At 58.8% G+C, this 23,186-nt stretch carries 21 protein-coding genes and 2 pseudogenes; 12 read left to right on the forward strand and 11 right to left on the reverse strand.

Going from position 1 to position 23,186, the window contains the following annotated elements; translation table 11 throughout:
• The first annotated feature begins 51 nt into the window (after positions 1-51).
• Positions 52-456, forward strand: coding sequence for a malonate transporter subunit MadL (gene madL, locus CER19_RS19905; protein ID WP_046069910.1), 405 nt, complete (start codon positions 52-54; stop codon positions 454-456).
• A 1-nt stretch (position 457) separates the two neighbouring features.
• The gene (gene madM, locus CER19_RS19910) at positions 458-1,222 is read left to right on the forward strand and encodes a malonate transporter subunit MadM (RefSeq protein WP_046069909.1); all 765 of its coding nucleotides are present in this window, start codon (positions 458-460) and stop codon (positions 1,220-1,222) included.
• 58 nt (positions 1,223-1,280) lie between these two features.
• Here the strand turns inward: madM and CER19_RS19915 are convergent, their stop codons facing one another.
• Positions 1,281-2,195, reverse strand: coding sequence for a LysR substrate-binding domain-containing protein (locus CER19_RS19915; RefSeq protein ID WP_116667679.1), 915 nt, complete (start codon positions 2,193-2,195; stop codon positions 1,281-1,283).
• Between the two features lie 145 nt (positions 2,196-2,340).
• Here CER19_RS19915 and CER19_RS19920 point away from each other — a divergent pair, with 145 nt between their 5' ends.
• A complete protein-coding gene (locus CER19_RS19920) occupies positions 2,341-2,958 on the forward strand; it encodes a hemolysin III family protein (protein ID WP_003195019.1) in 618 nt (205 codons plus the stop codon).
• Here CER19_RS19920 and CER19_RS19925 read toward each other — a convergent pair.
• Entirely contained in the window at positions 2,939-3,862 is a 924-nt protein-coding gene (locus tag CER19_RS19925) for a LysR family transcriptional regulator (protein ID WP_116667680.1), read from the reverse strand. The genes CER19_RS19920 and CER19_RS19925 overlap by 20 nt on opposite strands.
• Before the next feature lie 104 nt (positions 3,863-3,966).
• On the opposite strand from CER19_RS19925, the gene CER19_RS19930 reads away from it, so the two are divergent.
• The 4 genes from CER19_RS19930 (at position 3,967) to CER19_RS19945 (ending at position 7,859) form a co-directional block, all read left to right on the forward strand.
• On the forward strand, positions 3,967-5,208 hold the full coding sequence (locus tag CER19_RS19930; RefSeq protein WP_116667681.1) for a D-amino acid dehydrogenase: 1,242 nt from the start codon (positions 3,967-3,969) through the stop codon (positions 5,206-5,208).
• Positions 5,209-5,328: 120 nt separating this feature from the next.
• Positions 5,329-6,570 carry a D-amino acid dehydrogenase gene (locus CER19_RS19935; protein WP_116667682.1) on the forward strand — a complete coding sequence of 414 codons (1,242 nt, stop codon included), beginning with the start codon at positions 5,329-5,331 and terminating at the stop codon, positions 6,568-6,570.
• A gap of 10 nt (positions 6,571-6,580) precedes the next feature.
• A complete protein-coding gene (locus tag CER19_RS19940; RefSeq protein ID WP_116667683.1) occupies positions 6,581-6,931 on the forward strand; it encodes a RidA family protein in 351 nt (116 codons plus the stop codon).
• A 25-nt stretch (positions 6,932-6,956) separates the two neighbouring features.
• Entirely contained in the window at positions 6,957-7,859 is a 903-nt protein-coding gene (locus tag CER19_RS19945; protein WP_116667684.1) for a transporter substrate-binding domain-containing protein, read from the forward strand.
• Positions 7,860-8,388: 529 nt separating this feature from the next.
• Here the strand turns inward: CER19_RS19945 and CER19_RS19950 are convergent.
• Positions 8,389-9,369 (reverse strand): toll/interleukin-1 receptor domain-containing protein, encoded by a 981-nt coding sequence (locus CER19_RS19950; protein WP_116667685.1) that lies wholly within the window; start codon positions 9,367-9,369, stop codon positions 8,389-8,391.
• A 274-nt stretch (positions 9,370-9,643) separates the two neighbouring features.
• Here CER19_RS19950 and CER19_RS29475 point away from each other — a divergent pair, with 274 nt between their 5' ends.
• Positions 9,644-9,730 (forward strand): DEAD/DEAH box helicase family protein, encoded by an 87-nt coding sequence (locus CER19_RS29475; RefSeq protein WP_371921555.1) that lies wholly within the window; start codon positions 9,644-9,646, stop codon positions 9,728-9,730.
• A pseudogene (locus tag CER19_RS19960) lies at positions 9,712-9,828 on the forward strand (IS5/IS1182 family transposase); the annotation flags it as partial. The gene CER19_RS29475 and the pseudogene CER19_RS19960, both read left to right, overlap by 19 nt.
• 131 nt (positions 9,829-9,959) lie before the next feature.
• On the opposite strand, the gene CER19_RS19965 reads toward CER19_RS19960, so the two are convergent.
• A complete protein-coding gene (locus CER19_RS19965) occupies positions 9,960-11,321 on the reverse strand; it encodes a hypothetical protein (RefSeq protein WP_105228832.1) in 1,362 nt (453 codons plus the stop codon).
• A gap of 7 nt (positions 11,322-11,328) precedes the next feature.
• Positions 11,329-12,240: a hypothetical protein gene (locus CER19_RS19970; protein ID WP_116667687.1), complete on the reverse strand. Its 912-nt coding sequence runs from the start codon at positions 12,238-12,240 to the stop codon at positions 11,329-11,331.
• Between the two features lie 1,284 nt (positions 12,241-13,524).
• Between CER19_RS19970 and CER19_RS19975 the strand changes: the two genes are divergently transcribed.
• The gene (locus tag CER19_RS19975) at positions 13,525-14,022 is read left to right on the forward strand and encodes a hypothetical protein (protein ID WP_133298347.1); all 498 of its coding nucleotides are present in this window, start codon (positions 13,525-13,527) and stop codon (positions 14,020-14,022) included.
• Between the two features lie 77 nt (positions 14,023-14,099).
• Here CER19_RS19975 and CER19_RS19980 read toward each other — a convergent pair whose 3' ends face one another.
• Positions 14,100-14,819 (reverse strand): 16S rRNA (uracil(1498)-N(3))-methyltransferase, encoded by a 720-nt coding sequence (locus CER19_RS19980; protein ID WP_116667689.1) that lies wholly within the window; start codon positions 14,817-14,819, stop codon positions 14,100-14,102.
• A gap of 137 nt (positions 14,820-14,956) precedes the next feature.
• Positions 14,957-16,363 (reverse strand): adenosylmethionine--8-amino-7-oxononanoate transaminase, encoded by a 1,407-nt coding sequence (locus tag CER19_RS19985; protein ID WP_032902293.1) that lies wholly within the window; start codon positions 16,361-16,363, stop codon positions 14,957-14,959.
• Positions 16,364-16,635: 272 nt separating this feature from the next.
• Between CER19_RS19985 and CER19_RS19990 the strand changes: the two genes are divergently transcribed.
• Together CER19_RS19990 and CER19_RS19995 are read left to right on the forward strand one after the other, a co-directional pair.
• Positions 16,636-17,187 (forward strand): cytochrome b, encoded by a 552-nt coding sequence (locus CER19_RS19990; protein ID WP_116667690.1) that lies wholly within the window; start codon positions 16,636-16,638, stop codon positions 17,185-17,187.
• 32 nt (positions 17,188-17,219) lie between these two features.
• Positions 17,220-17,819: a YceI family protein gene (locus tag CER19_RS19995; RefSeq protein ID WP_116667691.1), complete on the forward strand. Its 600-nt coding sequence runs from the start codon at positions 17,220-17,222 to the stop codon at positions 17,817-17,819.
• Positions 17,820-17,965: 146 nt separating this feature from the next.
• On the opposite strand, the pseudogene CER19_RS20000 reads toward CER19_RS19995, so the two are convergent.
• The 4 genes and pseudogenes from CER19_RS20000 to metF all read right to left on the reverse strand — a co-directional run bounded on the left by CER19_RS20000 (position 17,966) and on the right by metF (position 22,945).
• Positions 17,966-19,848: pseudogene (locus tag CER19_RS20000) on the reverse strand (DEAD/DEAH box helicase).
• Between the two features lie 222 nt (positions 19,849-20,070).
• Positions 20,071-20,874: an ABC transporter substrate-binding protein gene (locus CER19_RS20005; RefSeq protein ID WP_116667692.1), complete on the reverse strand. Its 804-nt coding sequence runs from the start codon at positions 20,872-20,874 to the stop codon at positions 20,071-20,073.
• A gap of 63 nt (positions 20,875-20,937) precedes the next feature.
• Positions 20,938-22,020 (reverse strand): hypothetical protein, encoded by a 1,083-nt coding sequence (locus CER19_RS20010; RefSeq protein ID WP_116667693.1) that lies wholly within the window; start codon positions 22,018-22,020, stop codon positions 20,938-20,940.
• 79 nt (positions 22,021-22,099) lie between these two features.
• Positions 22,100-22,945 (reverse strand): methylenetetrahydrofolate reductase [NAD(P)H], encoded by an 846-nt coding sequence (metF, locus tag CER19_RS20015; protein WP_034129073.1) that lies wholly within the window; start codon positions 22,943-22,945, stop codon positions 22,100-22,102.
• Between the last annotated feature and the right edge of the window lie 241 nt (positions 22,946-23,186).

The following is a 23,186-nucleotide window of genomic DNA, read 5'->3' on the forward strand; positions in this document are numbered from 1 at the left end:
TTCGAAGCACAACAACAACAATTTCGAACGAGCACTTTGAGGACAACGACAATGATTATCTACGGTGTGGCATTGCTGGCGATCTGCACGCTTGCGGGCGTGATCATGGGTGACATGCTCGGCGTGTTGCTGGGCGTAAAATCCAACGTGGGCGGCGTGGGGATCGCGATGATCCTGCTGATCTGCGCGCGATTGTGGATGCAAAAGCGCGGCGGCATGACCAAGGACTGCGAGATGGGCGTAGGCTTCTGGGGCGCCATGTACATTCCGGTGGTGGTGGCGATGGCGGCGCAGCAAAACGTAGTAACGGCGCTGCATGGCGGCCCGGTTGCGGTGCTCGCGGCCATTGGTTCGGTGGTGGTGTGTGGTTGCACCATCGCCTTGATCAGCCGCACCCACAAGGGCGAGCCCTTGCCGCCCGAAGAGCCGCTGATTCTCGTCGCGGGAGGTCGCTGATATGTGGGACCTCATTGAAAAAGGCTTGGAACATAACGGCCTGATTACCGCTTTCGCGTTCGTTGGCGTGGTGATGTGGATTTCCGTGGTGCTGTCCAAGCGCCTGACGTTCGGGCGCATTCATGGCTCGGCGATTGCCATTGTTATCGGCCTGGTCTTGGCCTGGGTCGGCGGCACGCTTACGGGTGGGCAAAAGGGCCTGGCGGACCTTGCGCTGTTTTCCGGGATCGGCCTGATGGGCGGTGCGATGTTGCGTGACTTCGCCATCGTCGCCACGGCGTTCGAAGTGCAAGCCACCGAGGCGCGCAAGGCCGGGATGATCGGCGTGATTGCACTGCTGCTGGGCACGATCCTGCCGTTTATTGTCGGCGCAAGCATGGCCTGGGCCTTTGGTTATCGCGATGCGATCAGCATGACCACTATCGGAGCTGGCGCTGTAACCTACATCGTCGGCCCTGTGACCGGCGCGGCGATTGGCGCGACCTCGGATGTGATGGCGCTGTCGATCGCAACAGGCTTGATCAAGGCGATACTGGTGATGGTTGGCACGCCGGTGGCGGCGCGCTGGATGGGCCTGGATAACCCGCGTTCGGCGATGGTGTTCGGTGGGTTGGCCGGCACCGTGAGTGGCGTCACAGCGGGCCTGGCGGCGACGGATCGGCGGCTGGTACCGTATGGTGCGCTGACGGCGACGTTTCATACCGGGCTTGGGTGTTTGCTCGGGCCTTCGCTGTTGTACTTCATTGTGCGTGGGTTGGTTGGTTAGGTTTGCAGATTGTGGTGTTTGATCGGGCCCAATCGGGGGCTTGCCCCCGATGGCATTCTCAAACCTGGCGGTTGGCATACATCCGACACTCCGCCAACAACGCCAGCAAATTCGGATCGCGCTCCTTGGCTTTCAGGAACACCACGCCGATCTGCTGCTGCAATCGATACCTGGGCTGCAGCGGTATCAGCTTCACGCGGTTCTCATACACCGCTGCGATCCGCCCTGGCAGCAGGGCATAACCCACCCCTGAACTGACCATGCTCAGCAAGGTGAAGATATCGTTTACCTGCATTGCCACCTTCGGCTCGAACCCGGCCTGATGGAACACCCGGTTGCCGTCCTGGTGCGTGGCGAAGCCCTGGGTGAGGGTGATGAAGGTGGCATCGCGCACGTCGGCCAGGTCGATTTCCTGATTGCGGTCCAGGGGCGAATCGGCCGGGGTGGCGAGGAAGATGTCATCGCTGAACAGCGCGATCTGCTCGCAGTCGGGGTCGTGGGCGTGTTCGTCGAGGGAGATGAGGATCGCGTCCACCTCCATGTTCTTGAGCTTGTAGAGCAGGTCGAAGTTGGAGCCCAGGATCAGGTCGATATTGAGTTCGCTGCGCCTGATTTTCAGACCCATGATCAACTGTGGCACGGTCTTGACCGTCAGCGAATACAGCGAGCCGAGCTTGAAGCGTTCGGCGGAGAACCCGGCGGCTTCGCGGGTCAGGCGCACGCTGTCGACCACGTCGGCCACCAGTTTCTGCGCACGCTCTTCGAGCACGTAGGCGCTTTCCAGCGGGGTGAGGTTGCGCCCCTCGTGTTTGAACAGCGGGCAGCGCAGGGCACTTTCCAGGGAGTGAATGGCGCGGTGCACGCTGACATTGCTGGTTTGCAGCTCGGCGGCGGCGCGGGCCAGGTTGCCGGTGCGCATGAACGCCAGGAAGATCTCCAGCTTCTTGAGGGTGAGTTCTTCGTCGATCAGCATGGCCTTGGGCTCTTGTTCGATTGCGCTCGATTGTGCCCGTAAATGCGGCTGTCGTCGCCGGAACGTCATGTGCCGCTTGCACTCTGATGCGCAAGGCTGGACGCTTGTCCGCCTGTTCTTGAGGGTTACGGGAGGTCAGTGACAGATGTACCACGGGGAACGATTCAACGCCTGGAGCCATTTGCTCGGTGCAGTCGCGGCCTGTATAGGCGCCGTGTGGATGTTGGTAGTGGCGAGCCTGGACGGCAGCCCCTGGAAAATCGTCAGCGTGGCGATTTATGGCTTTACCCTGATGGTGCTGTACAGCGCGTCAACGGTGTACCACAGCGTGCGAGGCCGGCGAAAAGCGATCATGCAGAAGGTCGATCACTTTTCTATTTACCTGTTGATAGCCGGCAGCTACACGCCATTCTGCCTGGTGACCCTGCGCGGGCCGTGGGGCTGGACGTTGTTCGGGATTGTGTGGGGGCTGGCGGTGATCGGCATCCTGCAGGAGATCAAGCCGCGTTCGGAGGCGCGGATTCTGTCCATCGTGATCTACGCCGTGATGGGCTGGATCGTACTGGTAGCGGTCAAGCCGCTGATGGCGGCGTTGGGCACGGCAGGGTTTATCTGGCTGGCGTCCGGTGGGGTGCTGTACACCGTAGGCATTATCTTTTTTGCCCTGGAGGATCGCTTGCGCCATTCCCACGGCATCTGGCATTTGTTTGTGATTGGCGGCAGCCTGCTGCATTTCGTGGCGATCATGCATTACGTGCTTTGAGCTGCGCAAGGTCCAGCAACTCACGCGCCCGGGTGCCGAAAATCTGCAGCAGGTGAGCGAACATATGCGGCGGTGGCGCACCGGCGCGGGTCAGGGCGTACAAGGGGATGGGCAGCGGCGGGGTGAATGGGCGGATACAGGTGGTGGCCGTTGAGGCGCCAAGGGCCGTAAAAGGGTCGATCACGGCAAGGCCGGCACCGGATTCCACCATCGCGCGGGCCAGGGAGTAGGTCTGTACGGAGATCGTGACCCGAGGTGCGGGCTCGACATTTTCCAGGTAGCCAGCAAGTTTTGCCGCCAACGGATCGGCGCTGGAAAGGCCAATTAACGGCGCTCCCGCCAGGTCCGCCAAGGGCAACGGCTGGTTCAACTCGTCGTCGCGCCAGAACCCCTTGGAGGCCAGCGCGACCAATGCGCCGTTGGCCAGCACTTGGGAGGTCAACCCTGGATGGCCGGAGAAGTTGAGGGTCAGTGCCAGGTCGATTTCGCGCACCAACAGCTTTTGCACCAGTTCGCTGCTATGGTCGCTGGATAGCTCGCAGGTCATGTTCGGATAGTCGCGCGTCCACTCCAGAATCGCGGGTGGCAGCAAAGACAGTGCCAGTGCCGGGATCGCACCGATACGTATGCTTTGCCCTGGGTCGCGGCGCAGGCTTCTTGCCAGGCGTCGCACGCCTTGCAGGGTCTCGGTGACTTTCTCGACTTCGTTTTCCAGCGCAAGGGCTTCCGGCGTGGGTTGCAATTTGCCGCGAACCCGCAAGAACAAGGGAAAGCCCAGCTGCAGTTCGGCGTGCTGCAGCACTTTGGTCACCGCCGGTTGCGACACGTGCAGCAACTGCGCGGCGCCGCTGACGGAGCCGGTCTGTCGGATCGCCTGGAAGATTTCGATATGACGTAGACGCATAAAGGCATAACCCTGGTTTATAGACGTCCTACTTTTATTCATTGTGCAAGCGTTGTCACTCACCCTTAGTCTCGATTTAGTTTCGTGACGTGTGAGGTGACACTTTGGCAAAGCAGGTTTGTATCATCGGTGGGGGTGTGATTGGCCTGACGAGCGCGTACGCCCTGGTACGTGCGGGAATGGATGTGACGCTGGTCGAGGGGCAGAAAACCCTGGGTAGCGCCACCAGCTTCGCCAACGGCGGCCAGCTTTCCTATCGGTATGTCACGCCACTTGCGGATGCTGGCATGCCACTCAAAGCGCTCGGTTGGCTGCTGCGGGGCGAGTCGCCGCTCAAACTCAGGCCGCGCATGGACCCACTGCAGTGGCGCTGGCTCGCGTCTTTCCTGGGCGCTTGTCGTTCATCGGTCAATCACACCAATTCTCAACATCTCCTGCGCTTGGCGGCGCTGAGCCAGCAGACGCTGGAGAGCTGGCGTCATGAGGACAAGCTCGAAGGATTCAACTGGCAGCGTAACGGCAAGCTGCTGACCTTTCGCTCCTCCGAGAGTTTTGCCCAGGCCCGCCGTAAGTTGAGCGACCCTTTACAGCAGCAAGTGTTGTCGGCCGAGGACTGTCGGCGGTTGGAGCCCTCATTGAGCTCGGGCACGTTCATCGGTGGCATTTACAACCCTACCGAAGAAGCCGCTGATTGCCATGGGTTTTGCCAGCGCCTGACCGATCATCTGCAAGCCTCCGGGCGATGCCGGTTCATGCTGGGATGCAAGGTATTGAAGATTCACGAGGCCTTTGGTTCGGTGGTGGCTCTGGAGTTCCAGGATGAAGTGCTGCCGGTGGATAACCTGGTACTGGCCGCCGGACATAACAGCCACAGCCTGAGCTTGCCGGCCTTGCATATGCCGTTGTATCCGCTCAAAGGCTATAGCCTTACCGTGCCGATCGAAGACCAGCATACGGCGTTGAACATCAATGTTACCGACTATGACCGCCGTACCGTCTATGCCCGTATCGGTGAGCAATTGCGCATCGCGGCAATGGTCGACATCGTCGGGTTCAACAGTGCTCCGGAGCCCAAGCGCCTGGAGGTCATAAAACGCCTGGCCCGCCAGACTTTTCCTATGGCCGGGAATTACGACGCCGCTGTTGAATGGGCAGGTATGCGCCCGGCGACGCCCACTGGCCTGCCGCTGATTGGCGCCACGGCCTATCGTAATCTTTGGCTCAACCTTGGCCATGGTGCCCTGGGGTTCACCCTCGCGTGTGGCAGTGGGCAAGTATTGGCCGAAATGATCGACGCACAATCCACGTCTATCGATACCCGGGCGTTTCTTCCCAAAGTGGCATGATCTTCCTGCCTAAACGCTAGTCTATAACCTTAGGTTATGGGCTGCTCCTCTTTATTCATTTTCGGCTGCCTGCCCGATGCCCCTACGCTGAGTCCTCTTAATCGACGGCTGGGGGCTGGGATGGCCAGGCAGGTTTGCATCATTGGCGGCGGTGTCATCGGCTTGGCGAGTGCTTATGCACTGGTACGAGCCGGCCATGAAGTGACGGTAATCGATGCGCGCGACAGTCTAGGCAGCGAGACCAGCTTCGCCAATGGCGGGCAGTTGTCCTATCGGTATGTCGCTCCGCTGGCTGATTCCGGCGTGCCTCTGCAGGCGATAGGCTGGCTGTTGCGCGGTGACTCGCCCTTGAAGCTGCGTCCCCGGCTCGACCCACAGCAGTGGCGCTGGATGGCGGCCTTTATCGGCGCGTGCCGGGGTTCGGTCAACAGGCGTAACGGTGCCCATCTTCTGCGCCTGGCAACCCTGAGCCAGAGTACGTTGCAGCATTGGCGCGAGGATGATCGCCTGGACGGCTTCGACTGGCGGCGCAACGGCAAGCTGGTCATGTTTCGCAGCGCCAGCACCTTCGAACATGCCCGCCGCAAGGTGACAAGTTTCCTGCAACAACAGGTGCTGTTGCCTGTTGAGTGCGCCCGCCTGGAGCCCGCATTGGCGGACGGCGGCTTTGCTGGTGGCATCTATACGCCGAACGAAGAAGTGGGGGATTGCCACGCCTTTTGCCAGCAATTAGCGACCCGCCTTCAGGCGTCGGGGCGTTGCAGGTTCTTGCTGGGGCGCAAGGTCACCGGGTTGCGCCACGCTGGCGGTGCGGTACAAGCCGTTGAGTTGGGTGACGAGGTGATGCCGGTCGAGCAGTTGGTGCTCGCTGCGGGTTATCGCAGTGCCGCGTTGGCACTGCCGGGGTTGTCGGTGCCCGTGTATCCACTCAAGGGCTACAGCTTGAGCGTACCGATTGGCGCGCAACACAAGGCGCCGAACGTAAGCATCACCGACTACGACCGCAAGATCGTCTACGCGCGCCTAGGTGAGCAACTTCGGGTCGCGGCCATGGTGGATATCGTGGGGTTCGATACCGGCCTTGAGCCTTCGCGACTGGCACTGATTAAACGCCACGCCGTAGAGACATTTCCTCTGGCTGGCGACTACCAGCACGCGCTCGAATGGGCTGGCATGCGCCCGGCCACGCCAACGGGCGTGCCGCTGATTGGTGCCAGTCGCTATCGCAACCTGTGGCTGAACCTGGGGCACGGTGCCCTTGGCTTTACCTTGGCCTGCGGCAGCGGCCAACTGCTGGCCGAGTTGATCGACCAGCGCACCCCTTCCATTGATATGCAGGGCCTGACGCCCCGCGCCGCTTGAGGATGCAGCCATGACCATTACCCGAATCAATAGCAACGAACGACTCAGCGGTGCCGTGACGTTCAAGGACCTGGTGTTCCTTTCGGGCCAGGTACCGGGCGACGGCCTGGATGTGGCTACCCAGACCCGGGAAGTGCTGGCCAGGATCGACACGCTGTTGGCCGAGGCGGGCAGCGATAAGGACCACTTACTCAACGCCACGATTTACCTGAAGGACATCGGTGCCGGTTTTGCACCGATGAATGAAGTCTGGTCCGCATGGCTCTCGCCAGGCATGGCGCCCACCCGCACTACCTTGCAAGCAGAGCTGGCGCGGCCGAGTGTGCTGGTGGAAATCAGCGTGATTGCAGTACGTAAATAACCTCAAAGTCCAACGGAGAATAACAATGAAAAAGATCCTGTTGACCGGCTGCACCCTGGGCCTTTTGTGGGGCGCGCAGGCGCATGCAACCGAAGCGCCGCTGGAGGGCACTTTGAGCAAGATCGCCAGCGCCAAGTCCATCACCCTGGGCTACCGTGATGCGTCGGTGCCGTTTTCCTACGTGGGGGATAGCAGTGGTAAACCGATGGGCTACTCGGTGGACCTGGCAAACAAGATTGTCGAGCGTATCCAGCAGAAAACCGCAGTGGACGACCTCAAGGTGAAGTACAACCTGGTGACGTCCCAAACCCGCATCCCACTGGTGCAGAACGGCACTGTCGATTTGGAGTGCGGCTCCACCGGCGTGACGGCTGAACGGCAGAAGCAGGTGGCGTTCTCCTACGGGTTTATCTACGTGAAGGGCCAGTTGCTGACGGCCAAGGACAGCGGGATCAAAGGCTTTGCCGACCTTGCGGGCAAGAATGTGGTGACCACTGCCGGCACCACCAATGAGCGCTTCCTCAAAAGTTATAACGCTGAACACAAAGCCAATATGTTCGTGATCAGTGCCAAGGACCATGGCGAAGCGTTCAAGATGCTCGAGACTGGCCGGGCGGTAGCGTTCTATATGGACGACGCGTTGCTCTATGGCGAGCGCGCCAAGGCCAGGGACCCGCATCATTGGGTGGTGGTGGGCGAGGAGCAATCGCGGGAGATCTACAGCTGCATGGTGCGCAAGGATGACCCGCAGTTTCTGGCGGTGGTCAACGAAACCCTGGGCGATCTGTACCGCTCGGGAGAGATCAACGGGATTTACCAGCGCTGGTTCGAGCAGCCGATTCCGCCCAAGGGCTTGAACCTGGAGTTCCCGATGACCAGCGAGTTGAAGGCGATCATCGCCAAGCCGGTGAGTAACCCGGTGGAGTGAAACGTTGATAACCCGATCACACTGTGGGAGCTGGCTTGCCTGCGATAGCGGTGGTTCAGGCAGTTAATCTGTAACTGGAAGACCGCTATCGCAGCATAGGTATCTACACAACTTCGAGGCGACGCTGGACCTGTGGCGAGGGAGCTTGCTCCCGTGACGGCCTGACATCCGACGCTGATCTAACTGACGCACCGCGATCAAAATGTGGGAGCTGGCTTGCCTGCGAAGACGGCCTGGCAGCCAACTGGGATGTTGGATCGGAGCGCGTACATATCCGTTATTTAGGTAACGGCCACTTAGTGTTCAGCGGCGGCTCACTTTGCAAAAGCGGCAAAGTAAGCAAAACGCTCTTGCCCCAACTATCTCCACGCCGGTGCAAAAGCTACCAGTTTGGATACATCCATAAGCAAGGATATTTTATAGCCTTCCCGAATGCGAGCGCATTGCGGTGCATCGCGCTGATTGATGGCGGCCGTTCACGGGATCTCTAAACGGCCTATTGTTCTGCGTTTAAAGTTTCTGCTGATAGCTAAGCGACTTCGACATCCGTATCTGCCGCGTTCAATAGCATTTCCAATGCTTCGTAACCCTCATCGCGCCGCATCAGAAAGCCAACGATATCTTCCGCGTTGAAAGTGAATGGCTCGGTAATCAAGACTGTTCTGAAGAACGTGTTGGCGAGGACGATGCCTCCCTGGTTTAGAAATCTTTGTTCGTTCTCGCCGGCGAGTTGCTCAAAGAAAACCGACAACAGTGCAGTGGCGAGCGGGCGCATATCGATTGACGAGGACGATAGTTCCCAGTGCCAGCGCCCCTTGGTTGGGCAGAACGTTGGAGCGTCATCGTTGAGCATGTAGTTCCAGTTATCGCTTTCCCACATCCACTGCGGCGCGAGCAATAGTTGGGGGGCTGCATCTTCTCGATAAACCATCACCTCGTGAGTGCGGCCATTGCCCCAGATCGTCACTGGGCGCTTGCGCAGGAAGTTCAGCGCACGCTGGCGTAATTTGAAGGCGGCCAGTTGGGCGTTGATGCCTTTTTGTACCTTTGCCGGTGTCATCCCTTCGGCAGCACTCATTAAGGCCATTCCGATATCGATGTTCAGTTGGTGTAATGGCTGCAGATTCAGGTATAGCCGACCAGCCAAAGGCTCAGGAAGTTTGTCGATGCATCCGCTTTCAAGAATGAGCGGGACGATCCGTACTCCAGGCTCGTCGGCAATCTTGGTCAGCATCTGCAGCTCGCGATAGAGGCCTGAGCCCTCTTGGTGAGCGGCCCTTACATAATCCTGATCGCATAGGCAGAGGATCAGTATCGGACGTTTGGTCAGCGCCTGGGCAATAACGCCGTCGATCGATTCGCCATAGGCAATGCTGTCTCGATCCCAAAATACGTCGTGGTTCCAGTCCAAACTGCTGACGATGCGCTGACGTACCCATTCCTTGTTTTCTAATCCATTGCCCCATGCGTAGGAGATGAAGATCGAGCCGCGGTTTTCGACTTCTGTCATTTTTTACTCTTTGGGATGTATTGAGGGGGGGGCAGCAACCAGGCCACCTTGCTGGATTGACGGCAGTGGAACGAGCATCAATGAAGGGAAACCAATCCACCCACTTAGTCTCTGCACGTTTGAAATTTCCTGATCTCGTCATGAAAAATAAAACGGCCACCGCCTCTCTGGAGTAGTGCTCCAGCAGAGAGTCGGAGATCCGCTCTTGAAATTTGCGCTGCTCCTTGATGTCCTGATATCCGTCTCGCAGATAACAACCCCGATAACCCAGCACGTGTCGCCCGATTTCTTCGACTTCATCATCATCGATGAGGGCCACCACGCGCCTGCAGATACGTGGCGAAAGAGAACCGCCGGCTAGTGACCCGCTTCGACAAGCTCGCGAAAAGCTATGCAGCCATGGTCTCACTGGCCCGTTCCATGCGGTGTTTGCGACATCTCTCTTCGTACAGAGCCTAAGGTACAAAGCTCAGGGCGTCCTCGGAAGGAGACATCTTGGAAGCTCGGGATCTCTACTTCAGCAGTGCACAAGATCTGGCATATGCCAGCGGGGAAGCCATGAGGGCTTGAGGCTACGCTAGGCAATCAACCTAGGCGTTCTTGAAAAGCGGCTTCCACTCAATCGTTTTGCCACCCCACTGAACAGGGCCACTGCCCCACAGTAATGGAAGGCTGGCTTTTGGCACAGAGTGGCCGAATGCGTGAGTCAGCCCCAGACCATGCATACCCAGGGCACAGTTATCCAGCTTCTCGTCAGGCCACATGTCCCAGTCCTTCAGGGTCTTCATTTGAGTGAGATAATTGACCCATAATTGACGACCTAGCGAATTGCAGAACAAGCGAGCATTTTCGCACTGATCAGGTGTAAGCGCGGAAGACAAGCTGCTGATCAGGAATGGATTAATGTCGCCGGCCATGGGCCCGTTCGCACGCAGCCCGTCAATCGGGAACGCCGGGTCACCGATTTTCGTCAGCAGTGTCGGCGATGCCAACTCCAATGGGCTAGCACTGAATATGGAGATATTGTTGAGGCCTTCGTCCTGCAGGTAGCGCCTTACCATGGCTTCGCCATAGTCAGTACTCATGCCGAAGACCAGAGTAAGCGACACCCCCTTCAGAAGGCTAGGATCGTCGAGTGGCTTGGTCTTTTCTCGACCAGCCCGCCGGCCAAGGAGACTGTCAAACACACCGATGAGCTCAGTACCACTCCACAGCCCGTCCTCAACCACCACTACATTGCCATTCGGAAATTTCGCAATGGCATCGGCAGGTGAATCAAGTAGCTCTAGATCTGGACGCCTCTTATTCAACAGATTCGCCAGGATGTCTCCGCTTTTGACCGCGCCGCGACGATCCTTGTTAAATGCAGCGATCTCAGCGTCCATCACTGGGGAGTTCATGAAAATCTCACCCAATTCTGGCGCGGTCATCAATGCCACCCTCGCCAGGATCGCGTCAGCCAACCAAGAGAGCTTTCCTAGACGACCGAACTGACCTTTCCACGCGGTTAGCGCATTGATGTCGATCAGCGAGTGAGTCCAGTTGGAAATGATGCTGAGCGCTGCGGCATCAATCGACAAACCACAATTGGCAATGATCTTTGCCAACTGTGGTTTAGCTTGCCCACCGGCAGGAAAAACCTTCGCGAGTTCCTGCGCATTGTAAAGCTGGAATTCTGCCTGCTGGGTTTTGAGAAACCCCTTGAGCCTCAACTCCCTTTCGATGTCATGCGTAGCGCAGATCAGGTAGCCCTGCCGTGCTCCAGCAGGCATCTGGTCTTGCAACACCTTCATGATTTCGTAGTGGAAGTGCTGAGGGTTAACCTCAAGATTGAGATCCACCTCGATGCGACGAATGAAGCGGCTTATGGCCTGAGGATGACCATACCTGCGGATAACTTCTGAGATCTGATTAGCTTGTCGGGCTTCAGAAATAATCAACAATGGCCGCATGAATCATTCAGTCCGCTTGCTCTTGGAAAATTTCGAGCAGCAAACCTGCAGGAACGCGAATGTCTTTGAGGTCAGCGAGGGACATCTTATCAATCGCCCGGTGCATTACCGCGCGCAGTTCCTCAAGATCGTTCGACTCAGCTCCTGGTACCGCCGTAGGCGCTTCAGGCTGGCGAGCAGTCTTTGGTGCGGGCACTGCGGCTGGTTTGGCGACCGACCGAGCAGGCTTGGGACGAATATCGTTGGCGATAACAACCGCCCGAGCAGTTCCCAGGCCAGCCCTTTCAAGCTCCTCCTGTAGCCGCGCTATCACCAACTCAGTGCGCTTGATCTCCCAAGTTCGTAGGAAGTTGGCCGTGGAGCGATGTGCTCGCAGAGCAGCGATCCACTTCGAATAGAAGTTGGGATGATCGAGCGCCTCGTACAGCGCCGCTTGAAGTGGAATATCCTTCTGCTCATTAGCAAAAACCTGGGCGAGGTCGTAAAACTCATCCGAGGTCATCTTTCTGAGCAGTGTAAAATCGGCACCAAACGGCTTAGCAGACGTCGTGACGTAAGTCACACCAGCCGAGTCAACGCCAACCAGGCAATCTATCGTCGGGTTCGAGAAGCTTTCCCAGAGCTTCGCGCCTGCAGCAGGCACAAATTCGGGGTTGAATGTGATAGGGCCCTGACCAGGACCGGAAACCAAGTACAGGGAATCGGAGGGTAGCGCCTCAACGAAAGACAGCAGCTCTCGAAGCTCGTTATCCACGAGGCTCCGAAGATTGCCGATAAACTTGATGGATTTTGGCGAAATCGCACGCCTGATGCACTGGCCCAGTTGAGCTCCTAAGATGCTAGGGCCCTTTTTCTGGACATGTTCATTCAGGAGCGTTTGAATTTTGGCGATTTCATTGCCAGTCAAGCGAGGGTTCATATGCAAATCATGTCCTGACGGATGTTCATCTCAAGCCCGAAGGCTCGAGATGAACCATAAATATTCGTCGGATAGTAATCAGCATGCCGAAGTCCGTTTCTTCGACAAGGAAGGTCAGAAATCCCTCACGTGCCCTACTGACAAAATGTGCCAGATCTGCTTCCAACAGATTACAGAGCGTTGCCCCTTTGCGGTCACTCTTGGTCGAGGCTGTTGCGCCAAGAGAAGGAACCGTTGCAGCTCACGGTAGCCAATGTCCAAAGAAGGGTTGCTACCCCTCATGCTGACTGCGCCGAATGTGCATCTCCTAGGACTGGATGCCGACATTCGTTGGATAAACACATTCTGGAGGCCTAGCCCGGGCTTTGTCAAATATATGTGTGTGGTCTCATAGCGGCTTTGCGGTTCGCTGAGATCGTCAGAAAGCACTCCAAGCCAACGTTCGGCTTTCGAAACCGGAGTCTCGCTCAGAGCGCATTTTCAGGGCTGAATGCGGCAAAATCGCGAAAAATACCAATCTGCTGCAAGTCCACAATTCTAACCGAAGCGCGGTGGAGCAGGAATCCATCAGCCCTCCCACATGAGCCCCGATGCGACGAACGGCCCCTAGGGAAAGGCCAGCTTTCATCTTTAGCACTGTCGGTGCGGCAAGAAAGCGGATAGCTGAGCCAAGTGGGCGAGCTATCCGCAGCGACTCATTTGGAAAAGAGGTTTTCTACCATGACGCCGGAGGCACACTATCGCCTTTGGCGTCGGGGTCAGGAAAGTGAGTTGGCCGGACGGTTATCACTGTATCAACTATCCACAGACAGCATTGATCGTTCCGGTCAGTGGCAGTGGCCCAATGAACATTTGTACATTTCTGGACAGGTTGAGAGTGGCCGCATGAAAAGGCCGGTGTCACGCCAGCTAGGACAGGAGCAGCGCAGGCCGCGAAAGCCATGATTGTTCGCGCTGATGCCGAATTGACCTATATGCAGGAGCCAGGCTGACCCACCACCAGAAGTGTATAACCCTGGACAGGTGATGGTTCGGGAACTATCAGACTGGTCTGGCCTCTCTCTCTGCAATCGGGTCAATTCAAAACCGGCGCCCACAGCCATGCAAAAGGAAGTGTCAGATGGGAAAGAAATCTCGGGAAAAGCGCGAGCGTAAGGCCGCAAAAGCAACTCTGGATTCGCAACTATGGCCTGAGGATTTCGAGTCTTTGTTCAGGCAAGGCGCGCCTGATCCAGAGAACGGTGGAGAATTTCAGAAACGTATTGAACAGACTCGCCAGGTTTTTTGCGTTACAAACGCACGGATACAGCGCTGGCCCTGTGCGCATCTGATCTGTGGCCTGCCAACGTAGCCAGCCAAGTCAAACATATGTTTGCGTGGGCGGTTCTGCTAAGAACCGAGGAGTCGGTTCTTGAAGCATTGCCTATCGAAACCTATGAAGAGTTCGAGAACTTCGCCAAGGCGCTTTATGCGGTTTGGCCGGAGTTTCCAATGCTTGAAAATTTCTCTCCAGAAGCTGACTGGGGTCAGACCAAAGTAAGAATAGATTCTGATTTCGTGCCCATTTTCTACGGAAGCTCTATTGAGCAAATTCCGGATTTTGTGGAAGCGTTTCGCATCTCTTATGCGTGCGTCGACAAAGCTCAGATCGACATGGATTTTGTCATCACCCCGACAATGATTCCACACCGATACCGTGCGGGCCACTCTCCCACTCGGGTGCTGACACGCCAGTGCCGGCTACGGCCTTTGCCCCGTACGCGTTCTTCAACTTTACGATGAACCAGTTTGATGCGCGACAGCGCTATGTCGAAGACTTAGTGGGGCCTCCCACATTTGATTGGGTTTACAGGGTGAGGTTAGAAGTCGCCCCACAGTTGCTGGGCGACTGCCAGCGCGACTACAGGCGCTGTCTCGGTACGCAATACACGCGGGCCGAGGCGGGCGGCGTGGAAGCCTGCACTCTGGGCAGCTTCAACTTCGTTGTCAGTCAGCCCACCCTCGGGGCCGATCAAGAACGCCAGGCTCGATGGCTTGGCGTGGCTGATCATCGGCTCTGCCACCGGGTGCAGCACCAGCTTCAAATCCGCCTCGGTTTGCTTGAGCCAGTCTGCCAGCAAGAGCGGTGGGTGAATCACCGGCACCGTTGAGCGCCCACATTGCTCGCACGCGCTGATTGCCACCTGGCGCCAGTGCAGCAAACGCTTGTCGGCGCGTTCGTCCTTGAGGCGTACCTCGCAGCGGTCGCTGAAGATCGGCGTGATCGCGTTGACGCCCAATTCAGTGGCCTTCTGGATCGCCCAATCCATGCGCTCGCCCCGGGACAGGCCCTGGCCGAGGTGAATGTGCAGGGGAGATTCGGCCTGGCCGGCAAAGCTATCGGTGAGTTGCACGGTGACGCGTTTTTTACCGACTTCCAGCAAGGTGCCACGAAACTCCTGGCCAGAGCCGTCGAACAATTGCACGGCATCGCCTTCAGTCATGCGCAGTACACGGCTGATGTAATGCGCCTGGGCTTCGGGCAGTTCGTGATCACCGAGGCTCAACGGGGTGTCGGTGAAAAAGCGGGACAGTCTCATGTCTGTTCTCTGAAGAGGTTGTTTATGTAGGAGCGAGGGGGACGCCTAGTTCTTGCTCGCGAAAAACGTACATCCGACGCAGCGGTGCGCCTGGAATACCTTCGCGAGCAAGCTCGCTCCTACAAGGATTTCGGCAATCAACCCGGATCACGGAAGCCCGGGTGAAAATCTTTCGGCACCGCCACACTGACCTTGCTGTTGGTGGCGATATCGATCCCCTCGCTGGCCACCTCGGCCAGAAAGTCGATCTGCTCCGGGGTAATCACATACGGCGGCAGGAAATACACCACGCTGCCCAATGGCCGCAACAGCGCCCCACGCTCCAGGGCGTGCTCGAAGACCTTCAGGCCACGGCGCTCCTGCCACGGGTAGGCGGCCTTGGTGGCTTTGTCCTGCACCATCTCGATGGCCAGCACCATGCCGGTCTGGCGCACTTCGGACACGTGAGGATGGTCCACCAAGTGCGCGGTGGCGGTGGCCATGCGCTGGGCCAGGGCCTTGTTGTTCTCGATGACGTTGTCTTCTTCAAAGATATCCAGCGTTGCCAACGCCGCCGCACAGGCCAGCGGGTTGCCGGTGTAGCTGTGAGAGTGCAGGAACGCACGCAGTGTGGGGTAGTCATCGTAGAACGCGCTGTAGACATCTTCCGTGGTAACCACCGCGGCCAGCGGCAGGTAACCGCCGGTGAGGGCCTTGGACAAGCACAGGAAGTCCGGGCGGATGCCGGCTTGTTCACAGGCAAACATACTGCCGGTGCGGCCAAAGCCCACAGCGATCTCGTCGTGGATCAAGTGCACGCCATAGCGGTCGCAGGCTTCGCGCAGCAGCTTGAGGTAAACCGGGTGGTACATGCGCATGCCACCGGCGCCCTGGATCAGCGGTTCGACAATGACGGCGGCAACGGTGTCGTGATGCTCGGCCAGGGTCTGTTCCATGGCCAGGAACATAGTGCGCGAGTGTTCTTCCCAGCTCATGCCTTCAGGGCGCAGGTAGCAGTCCGGGCTCGGCACCTTGATCGTGTCGAGCAGCAGCGCCTTGTAGGTCTCGGTAAACAGCGGCACGTCGCCCACCGACATCGCGGCGATGGTTTCGCCGTGGTAGCTGTTGGTGAGGGTGACGAAGCGCTTTTTGTTCGGCTGGCCGCGGTTGAGCCAGTAGTGGAAGCTCATCTTCAGCGCCACTTCGATGCAGGACGAACCGTTATCGGCGTAGAAGCAGCGTGTCAGCCCTTCAGGCGTCATCGCGACCAGGCGTTCGGACAACTCGATCACCGGTTGATGGCTGAAACCAGCGAGGATCACGTGTTCCAGCTGATCGACCTGGTCCTTGATGCGCTGGTTGATACGCGGGTTGGCATGGCCGAATACGTTGACCCACCAGGAACTGACGGCATCGAGGTAGCGCTTGCCTTCGAAGTCTTCCAGCCATACGCCTTCACCGCGCTTGATGGGCACCAGCGGCAATTGCTGGTGGTCTTTCATCTGGGTGCAGGGATGCCACAGCACCGCGAGGTCGCGTTGCATCCACTGGTTGTTCAAGCCCATCGGTGATCTCCTCGAAGCGGTCCTGCGGCGGGCGCAGGCGAAACAATCGCGCAAGCCTATGCAATGGTGGCTTGGGTCACAAGCCATTGTGGGGAAATTCGCAGTAAATGCAGGACGGTCTGTCACGTTTCCCAGGGATAGTCTTAATCCCTTGTTAATTTATGATGCCTAGCCTCTTTATCGTATTTCTCGATATTTCAAAGCAAAATTTTCCGCTTTAATTCGATAGGTAAAGCGCTAGTCTTTGGCACAGTTCTTACGGGATTAAGTACATGCAGCTACGTAATTCGCCGGCCCGCTATGGTTGGGTCAGCATGGTTCTGCACTGGGGCGTAGCCCTGGTGGTGTTCGGTTTGTTTGCCTTGGGCCTGTGGATGGTCGGTCTTGATTACTACAGCGCCTGGCGCAAAGATGCGCCCGACTTGCACAAGAGCATTGGCATCACGCTGTTCGCCATCATGCTGTTGCGGATCGTCTGGCGCCTGGTCAGCCCGCCGCCGCCACCGCTGGCCAGCTATAGCCGCATGACGCGGATCGGTGCCGCATTTGGGCACGCGTTCCTTTATGTTGGGTTGTTTGCCGTGATGATTGCCGGTTACCTGATTTCCACCGCAGACGGTGTCGGTATCCCGGTGTTTGGCCTGTTTGAAATTCCTGCCGTGGTTTCCGGTCTACCGGACCAGGCAGATACCGCGGGTTGGGTGCACCTGTACCTGGCCTGGGTGTTGGTGGTCTTCGCCGGCTTGCACGGCGTGGCGGCACTGAAACACCATTTTATCGATCGTGATGCGACCCTTACGCGAATGCTGGGACGCAAAGCCTGATGTTCAACCTCGACTCACAAGGAATAGAAAGCATGTTGAAAAAAACACTCGCTGCACTGGCAATCGGTTCTGCACTGCTGTCCGCAGGTACGGCGATGGCCGCTGACTACGTAATCGACAAGGAAGGCCAGCACGCCTTCGTCGATTTCAAGATCAGCCACCTGGGCTACAGCTACATCACCGGTACCTTCAAGGACCTGGACGGTAAGTTCAGCTTTGACGCGGCCAAGCCGGAAGACACCAAGATCGAAGTGAATGTTCGCACCGCCAGCGTGTTCTCCAACCACGCCGAGCGCGACAAGCACGTCACCAGCAAAGACTTCCTGGATTCGGGCAAATTCCCTGATGCCAAGTTCGTCTCCACCAGCGTCAAGCCAACCGGCAAGAACGCAGATGGCAAGCAGACTGCCGACGTAACTGGCGACCTGACCTTCCACGGCGTGACCAAGCCTGTCGTGGTCAAGGCCACGTTCCTGGGCGAGGGCAAGGACCCATGGGGCGGCTACCGTGCCGGCTTTGAAGGCACCACCTCGATCAGCCGCAAAGAGTTCTTCCCGGCTGGCATGGACGTAGGCCCACAGTCCGACGCTGTTCAGCTGTACATCACTTTTGAAGGTGTGAAAGCGAAGTAATGCTTCGTATGTAGGAGCGAGCTTGCTCGCGAAGGCCGCAAGGGCACCGCGTTAAACCAGGATGCCCGCGTTATCGTTGACGACCTTCGCGAGCTAGCTCGCTCCTACAGGCAAAAAAAACCCGTATCTCGCGATACGGGTTTTTTTTATGCCTCGCGGTTGCGGGTCAGCAGCGCTGGTTTTTCACCACGAGGACGGCCTGGCAGTTGATCCAACTGCTCAGGTGTCGGGAAGCGATCTGCTTTCGACTCCTTGTGGATAATCTTCGGCGCCGGGCCACCACGCGGGTTTTGCACGGCTGGCTCGGACAGGCGTGGCTGATCGTCACGGGCCGGACGGCGGTTGTTGCTGCGCGAGTCTTCGCGACGGGCCTGGCCGTCACGCGGTGCGCCATTACGCGGGCCGCTGCGCTTGGCAGGCGGGGTACCAGTGGTGCCGCCGCTGCTGTTGCGCGGGGCGTTCTGGCGACCGCCTTGTGGCTGGCCGCTACGTGGAGCGCCTGCGCCTTGTGCCGGAGCCCCTGGACGACGGCCACGGCCCTGGGCCGGTTTGGCCTGGGGCACGTAATCGACGCGGTTACCGAAGTTATCCACATCGTCGTCAAGGAACTCGTCCGGCGCGCGGTCGGCAGCGGCACGTGGTGGCTGGCTCGGCTGGCGCTGTTCGCGGGCCGGGGTGCCTTCACGGGGCTTCTGCTTACGGGCCGGGCGTTCGCCACGGCTGCTGGTCGCGGATTTTTCCTTGCCCTTGTCCTTGCCTTTGTCGCGACGGCCACCGCCACCGCCACCGCCGTTCGGGCCATCGCCCTTCGGACCGCGTGGGTTGCGGGGGTTACGCACGTCCGGACGCTCGCGCGCTTCTGGCTTCTCGGCCTCCACGGCGCTGGCATCAAAGCCCATCAGGTCGCCATCGGCGATTTTCTGCTTGGTCATGCGCTCGATGCTTTTCAGCAGTTTTTCTTCATCCGGCGCAACCAGCGAAATGGCCTCGCCCGAACGACCGGCACGGCCCGTACGGCCGATACGGTGCACATAGTCTTCATCGACGTTTGGCAGTTCGAAGTTGACCACGTGTGGCAGTTGGTCGATATCCAGGCCGCGCGCGGCGATATCGGTGGCGACCAGGATACGCACGGTACCGGCCTTGAAGTCGGCCAGGGCTTTAGTGCGTGCGTTCTGGCTCTTGTTGCCATGGATGGCAACAGCGGTGAGACCGTGCTTGTCCAGGTACTCGCCAGGCGGTTGGCGCCGTGCTTGGTGCGAGTGAACACCAGCACCTGTTCCCAGGCACCGTGAGTGATCAGGTGCGCCAGCAGCGAGCGCTTGTGGCTGGCGGCCAGGCGGAATACGCGTTGCTCGATACGCTCGACCGTGGTGTTTGGCGGCGTGACTTCGATGCGTTCCGGGTTGTGCAGCAGCTTGCCGGCCAGGGCAGTGATGTCCTGGGAGAACGTTGCCGAGAACAGCAGGTTCTGACGTTTGGCCGGCAGGCGGGCGAGGACCTTTTTCACGTCATGGACAAAGCCCATGTCGAGCATGCGGTCGGCTTCGTCCAGCACGAGGATTTCCACGTGGGACAAATCGACGCTGCCTTGGCCGCACAGGTCGAGCAAGCGACCCGGGCAAGCTACCAGCACGTCGACGCCACGGGACATGGCCTGAACCTGTGGGTTCATGCCGACACCGCCGAAGATGCAGGCGCTGACGAACTTCAAGTCGCGGGCATACAGCTTGAAGCTGTCGTGCACCTGGGCGGCGAGTTCGCGGGTTGGGGTCAGGACCAGTACACGCGGTTGGCGCGGGCCGTGACGTTGGGATTTGTCCGGGTGACCGTTGGGAAACAACCGCTCCAGGATCGGGAGGGCGAAACCGCCGGTTTTACCAGTACCTGTCTGAGCCGCAACCATCAGGTCGCGACCTTGCAACACGGCGGGAATGGCCCGCTGTTGCACCGGAGTAGGCTCGGTATAGCCCGCTGCCTCGATGGCGCGGACTAAAGCCTCGGAGAGACCGAGGGAAGCAAAGGACATGAGTAATCCTGTTTTAGTTAGGGCTTGGCCCAAAGGGATAATCTTGCCGGGCGTGAATGGCGCTTAGGGGAGCGCAACCCCGTCCGGTCCTGCTGTGTCTGGCGGGCACTCCACCGGCTCGCGCGGGCTGCAAAGCTGCGCAGTAGCTGGGTTGGGTGCCGTTTTCAAGACCCGAGCGGCCGGGCGTAAGCCTGGCGGAAAGGCCGCAGTATAACAGAGCAATCACCGCGCGCTGCTTTCCTGCTGCTCAACGGCGTGTTCGGGGGCCGGTATTGGCACCGGTTGCTCGTGCATCCGGCCATATTTGGCGCTCAATGCGGCATAGGCGGGCTCTTGCTTGAAGCGCTTGAGCTCGGCGGCAAAGCGTTGCACCAGCAGATCCATGCCTGCGCCACGGCGTACCGCAAGGAATTGCTGCTGGCGGCTGACCACCACCGACGCCTGGCTGACTTTACCTTCCAGGCCCAGCGCCTTGATCACGTGGTGTCCCACGCGCCGGTCAGTCACTACCAGATCGACACGCCCCAACATGAGTTTGCCAAAATTGGCTTCATGGCTGGGGGCGGGTTCACGCTGGAAGGTGTTGGACCCACTGAACACGTCGCCATAAAGGTAGCCGGGGGAAACGCCGACCGTCAGGCCACGCAGGTCGTCGAGCGTGGCGGCGGGGTGAGGGCGTTCGTTGGCATAGAACAAAACGAATTCGACTTCCGACAACGGCTCGCTGGGATAGAGCAGCGACGCGTCGCGCTCCTGGCTGTGAAAGATATCCAGCGCGCCGTCGGCGTGGCCCTGGTCGAGCATCGCCAGGCAGCGCTTCCAGGGCAGGAACTGCCATTGCACCTCCACCCCCAGGCGCTGGAACACGATCAGGGTGGTTTCATAATCCAGGCCGGCCATGATGCCGTTGTCTTCGTAGACATAGGGCGCCCAGGGTTCGGTGACAATGCGCAGTTTCTCGCCATGAGCGGCCAGGCTCAGGCAAGAAAACAACACAGCGGTCAACAGCTTGAAGAGGACGGGCATACCCTGAGGTTACGACGCTCCCCGAAGAAAGAGAAGCTCTGGCACGCGCATTGGCGGGCGGTCTTACTTTGCGGGAGCATTCAGCAGGTGTTCGTGGATCGCGGCGCGGCGCTCACCCAGAATCAGGCGCACCACGGGGTTGGCAAACCAGTGTTCCAACTGGTGGGCATCAACCGGGCGCTTCTGGCGTTCTTCCTGGTTTTGTCGGGCCTTGTCCCACCAAACCGGACCGCAGGCCTGGTCGAACTCGTTTTCGTGTTCGTAGCAGCCGTAAAGGATTTCGCGGATGAACTGTTGCTGGTGCTTGGGCAGCAGCAGGGTGATCAGCTTGTACATCAAGCGCTGAAAACGCGGCGGGCGCGGCAGGTGCGAGGAGACCTGACGCGTATCGGCCAGGGCCTGCGCACTGGTGGGCGCGCTGGCGTGCTTGGCGATCCACGCCTTGACCTTGGCCCGGAACAGCTGTTTGCGGCTCCAGTAATGGTGGATCAGGTCCGGGCACTCGCGCACCTTGACGGTACGGTAGGCGGCGATCGACAGGCAGAACTCTTCCAGGGTGTAGGCGCCCTGGGCGTGGGGGAACAGTTCATCCATCAACTCGATGGAGCGGTCGAGGATGTGCGCATCCTGTTGGGTCAGGCCCATGACGCCGGAGTTGAGGGTCATCATGTCATCGTCGGCTACGCCCATGTCCAGCAGACGCTGGCGCAGGGCGGTGTAGAGGATGCTTTCGTGGTTGTCGCCGTATTTGGTGTAGAAGGCGTTGCACAGCAGGGTGCCGGGCTGTACGCGTTCGAACAGGGCCATGGGCGAATGATGGAAGAAGGTGTCAGTGTCGATGAGCAGTGCCAGCGGGGATTCTTGCAGCACCTGGCGCAGCACCACGTGTTTGGTGCGAAAGTGATAGCCGTGGGGCTCGCTCCAGCGTTTGCGGGTGGCCTCGTCCAACGGGCGGACGCGCACCGGCAGCAAGCGATAAGGCTCGGGGTTGTCGCTGAATACCTGAATGTCGATGTTCGCGTCCGGCGTGTCCTGCAGGAACGCCAGTGCGCTGGCGATGCTGAATACCGCTTCCTGATGGTAGGTGTCGGCGCCGAAGACCAGGTAGACCAGTTGCGGGCGGGACGTCGGGGGCACTGTATTCATGGACTGCGGGGTTCCGTGGGTAACGTAAAACGACAAAGGCCCTCGTCAGAACGAGGGCCTTGGCACAACCGGTCAAGCGTTAACGTGGCAGCTTGAGGTTGTTCCAGATGGCAAGGCTGGGTTCAGCCTGGTTCAGGGTATAGAAATGCAACCCTGGTGCACCACCTTGCAACAATTGCTCACACATCTCGGTGATGACCTGCTCGCCGAACGCCTGGATGCTTTTGACGTCATCGCCATAGGCTTCCAGTTGCTTGCGCACCCAGCGAGGGATCTCGGCGCCGCAGGCGTCGGAGAAGCGCGCCAACTTGCTGTAATTGGTGATCGGCATGATGCCCGGCACGATCGGGATATTCACGCCCATCGCCCGTACACGCTCGACGAAGTAGAAGTAGCTGTCGGCGTTGAAGAAATACTGGGTGATTGCGCTGTCGGCGCCGGCATTGGCCTTGCGCACGAAGTTCTGCAAATCGTCTTCGAAATTGCGCGCCTGGGGGTGCATCTCCGGGTAAGCGGCGACTTCGACATGGAAGTGATCGCCACTTTCTTCGCGGATGAAGCTCACCAGGTCGTTGGCGTAGCGCAGCTCACCGCTGGCCATGCCCATACCCGATGGCAGGTCGCCACGCAGGGCAACGATGCGCTTGATGCCGGCGGCTTTGTATTGGGTCAGCAGGCTACGCAGGTCGGCCTTGCTGTCGCCCACGCAGGACAAATGCGGAGCGGCGGGAACTTTGACTTCACTTTCCAGCTGCAACACGGTGTTGATCGTGCGATCACGGGTCGAACCGCCAGCGCCGTAGGTGCAGGAGAAGAAGTCAGGGCTGAAGCTGGCCAACTGCTTGGCAGTCGCCATCAGTTTTTCATGCCCAGCATCGGTCTTGGTCGGGAAGAACTCGAAGCTGTAGCGACGGTCTTGGGACATGGTAATAACCCTATGAAACTCAGATACCGGAAGTCATGCACCGATTTAATGTGGGAGCGGGCTTGCTCGCGAATGCGGTGTGTCAGTCGCCGAATGTATGGGCTGATACACCGCCTTCGCGGGCAAGCCCGCCCCCCCACCCGTCTCTTATACACCACTCCGAGCCCACCAGACGCTCCGCTATCTCCTATGCCGTCTTTTTCTTTGAAAAAAAAAAAAAACTACAGATCTACAACAACGG

It is taken from the genome of Pseudomonas sp. GL93, from assembly GCF_003408955.1.
In the GTDB taxonomy this organism is placed as follows: Bacteria; Pseudomonadota; Gammaproteobacteria; order Pseudomonadales; family Pseudomonadaceae; genus Aquipseudomonas; species Aquipseudomonas paracarnis.

Coding starts and splice junctions, on each gene's coding strand:
- madM (WP_046069909.1), top strand. CDS start 458: ATGTGGGACCTCATTGAAAAAGGCTTGGAACATAACGGCCTGATTACC.
- CER19_RS19940 (WP_116667683.1), top strand. CDS start 6,581: ATGACCATTACCCGAATCAATAGCAACGAACGACTCAGCGGTGCCGTG.
- CER19_RS20005 (WP_116667692.1), bottom strand. CDS start 20,874: ATGCCCGTCCTCTTCAAGCTGTTGACCGCTGTGTTGTTTTCTTGCCTG.
- CER19_RS20010 (WP_116667693.1), bottom strand. CDS start 22,020: ATGAATACAGTGCCCCCGACGTCCCGCCCGCAACTGGTCTACCTGGTC.
- CER19_RS19980 (WP_116667689.1), bottom strand. CDS start 14,819: ATGAGACTGTCCCGCTTTTTCACCGACACCCCGTTGAGCCTCGGTGAT.
- CER19_RS19935 (WP_116667682.1), top strand. CDS start 5,329: ATGGCCAGGCAGGTTTGCATCATTGGCGGCGGTGTCATCGGCTTGGCG.
- CER19_RS19985 (WP_032902293.1), bottom strand. CDS start 16,363: ATGGGCTTGAACAACCAGTGGATGCAACGCGACCTCGCGGTGCTGTGG.
- CER19_RS19995 (WP_116667691.1), top strand. CDS start 17,220: ATGTTGAAAAAAACACTCGCTGCACTGGCAATCGGTTCTGCACTGCTG.
- madL (WP_046069910.1), top strand. CDS start 52: ATGATTATCTACGGTGTGGCATTGCTGGCGATCTGCACGCTTGCGGGC.
- CER19_RS19915 (WP_116667679.1), bottom strand. CDS start 2,195: ATGCTGATCGACGAAGAACTCACCCTCAAGAAGCTGGAGATCTTCCTG.
- metF (WP_034129073.1), bottom strand. CDS start 22,945: ATGTCCCAAGACCGTCGCTACAGCTTCGAGTTCTTCCCGACCAAGACC.
- CER19_RS19920 (WP_003195019.1), top strand. CDS start 2,341: ATGTACCACGGGGAACGATTCAACGCCTGGAGCCATTTGCTCGGTGCA.
- CER19_RS19965 (WP_105228832.1), bottom strand. CDS start 11,321: ATGCGGCCATTGTTGATTATTTCTGAAGCCCGACAAGCTAATCAGATC.
- CER19_RS19990 (WP_116667690.1), top strand. CDS start 16,636: ATGCAGCTACGTAATTCGCCGGCCCGCTATGGTTGGGTCAGCATGGTT.
- CER19_RS19970 (WP_116667687.1), bottom strand. CDS start 12,240: ATGAACCCTCGCTTGACTGGCAATGAAATCGCCAAAATTCAAACGCTC.
- CER19_RS19950 (WP_116667685.1), bottom strand. CDS start 9,369: ATGACAGAAGTCGAAAACCGCGGCTCGATCTTCATCTCCTACGCATGG.
- CER19_RS19945 (WP_116667684.1), top strand. CDS start 6,957: ATGAAAAAGATCCTGTTGACCGGCTGCACCCTGGGCCTTTTGTGGGGC.
- CER19_RS19925 (WP_116667680.1), bottom strand. CDS start 3,862: ATGCGTCTACGTCATATCGAAATCTTCCAGGCGATCCGACAGACCGGC.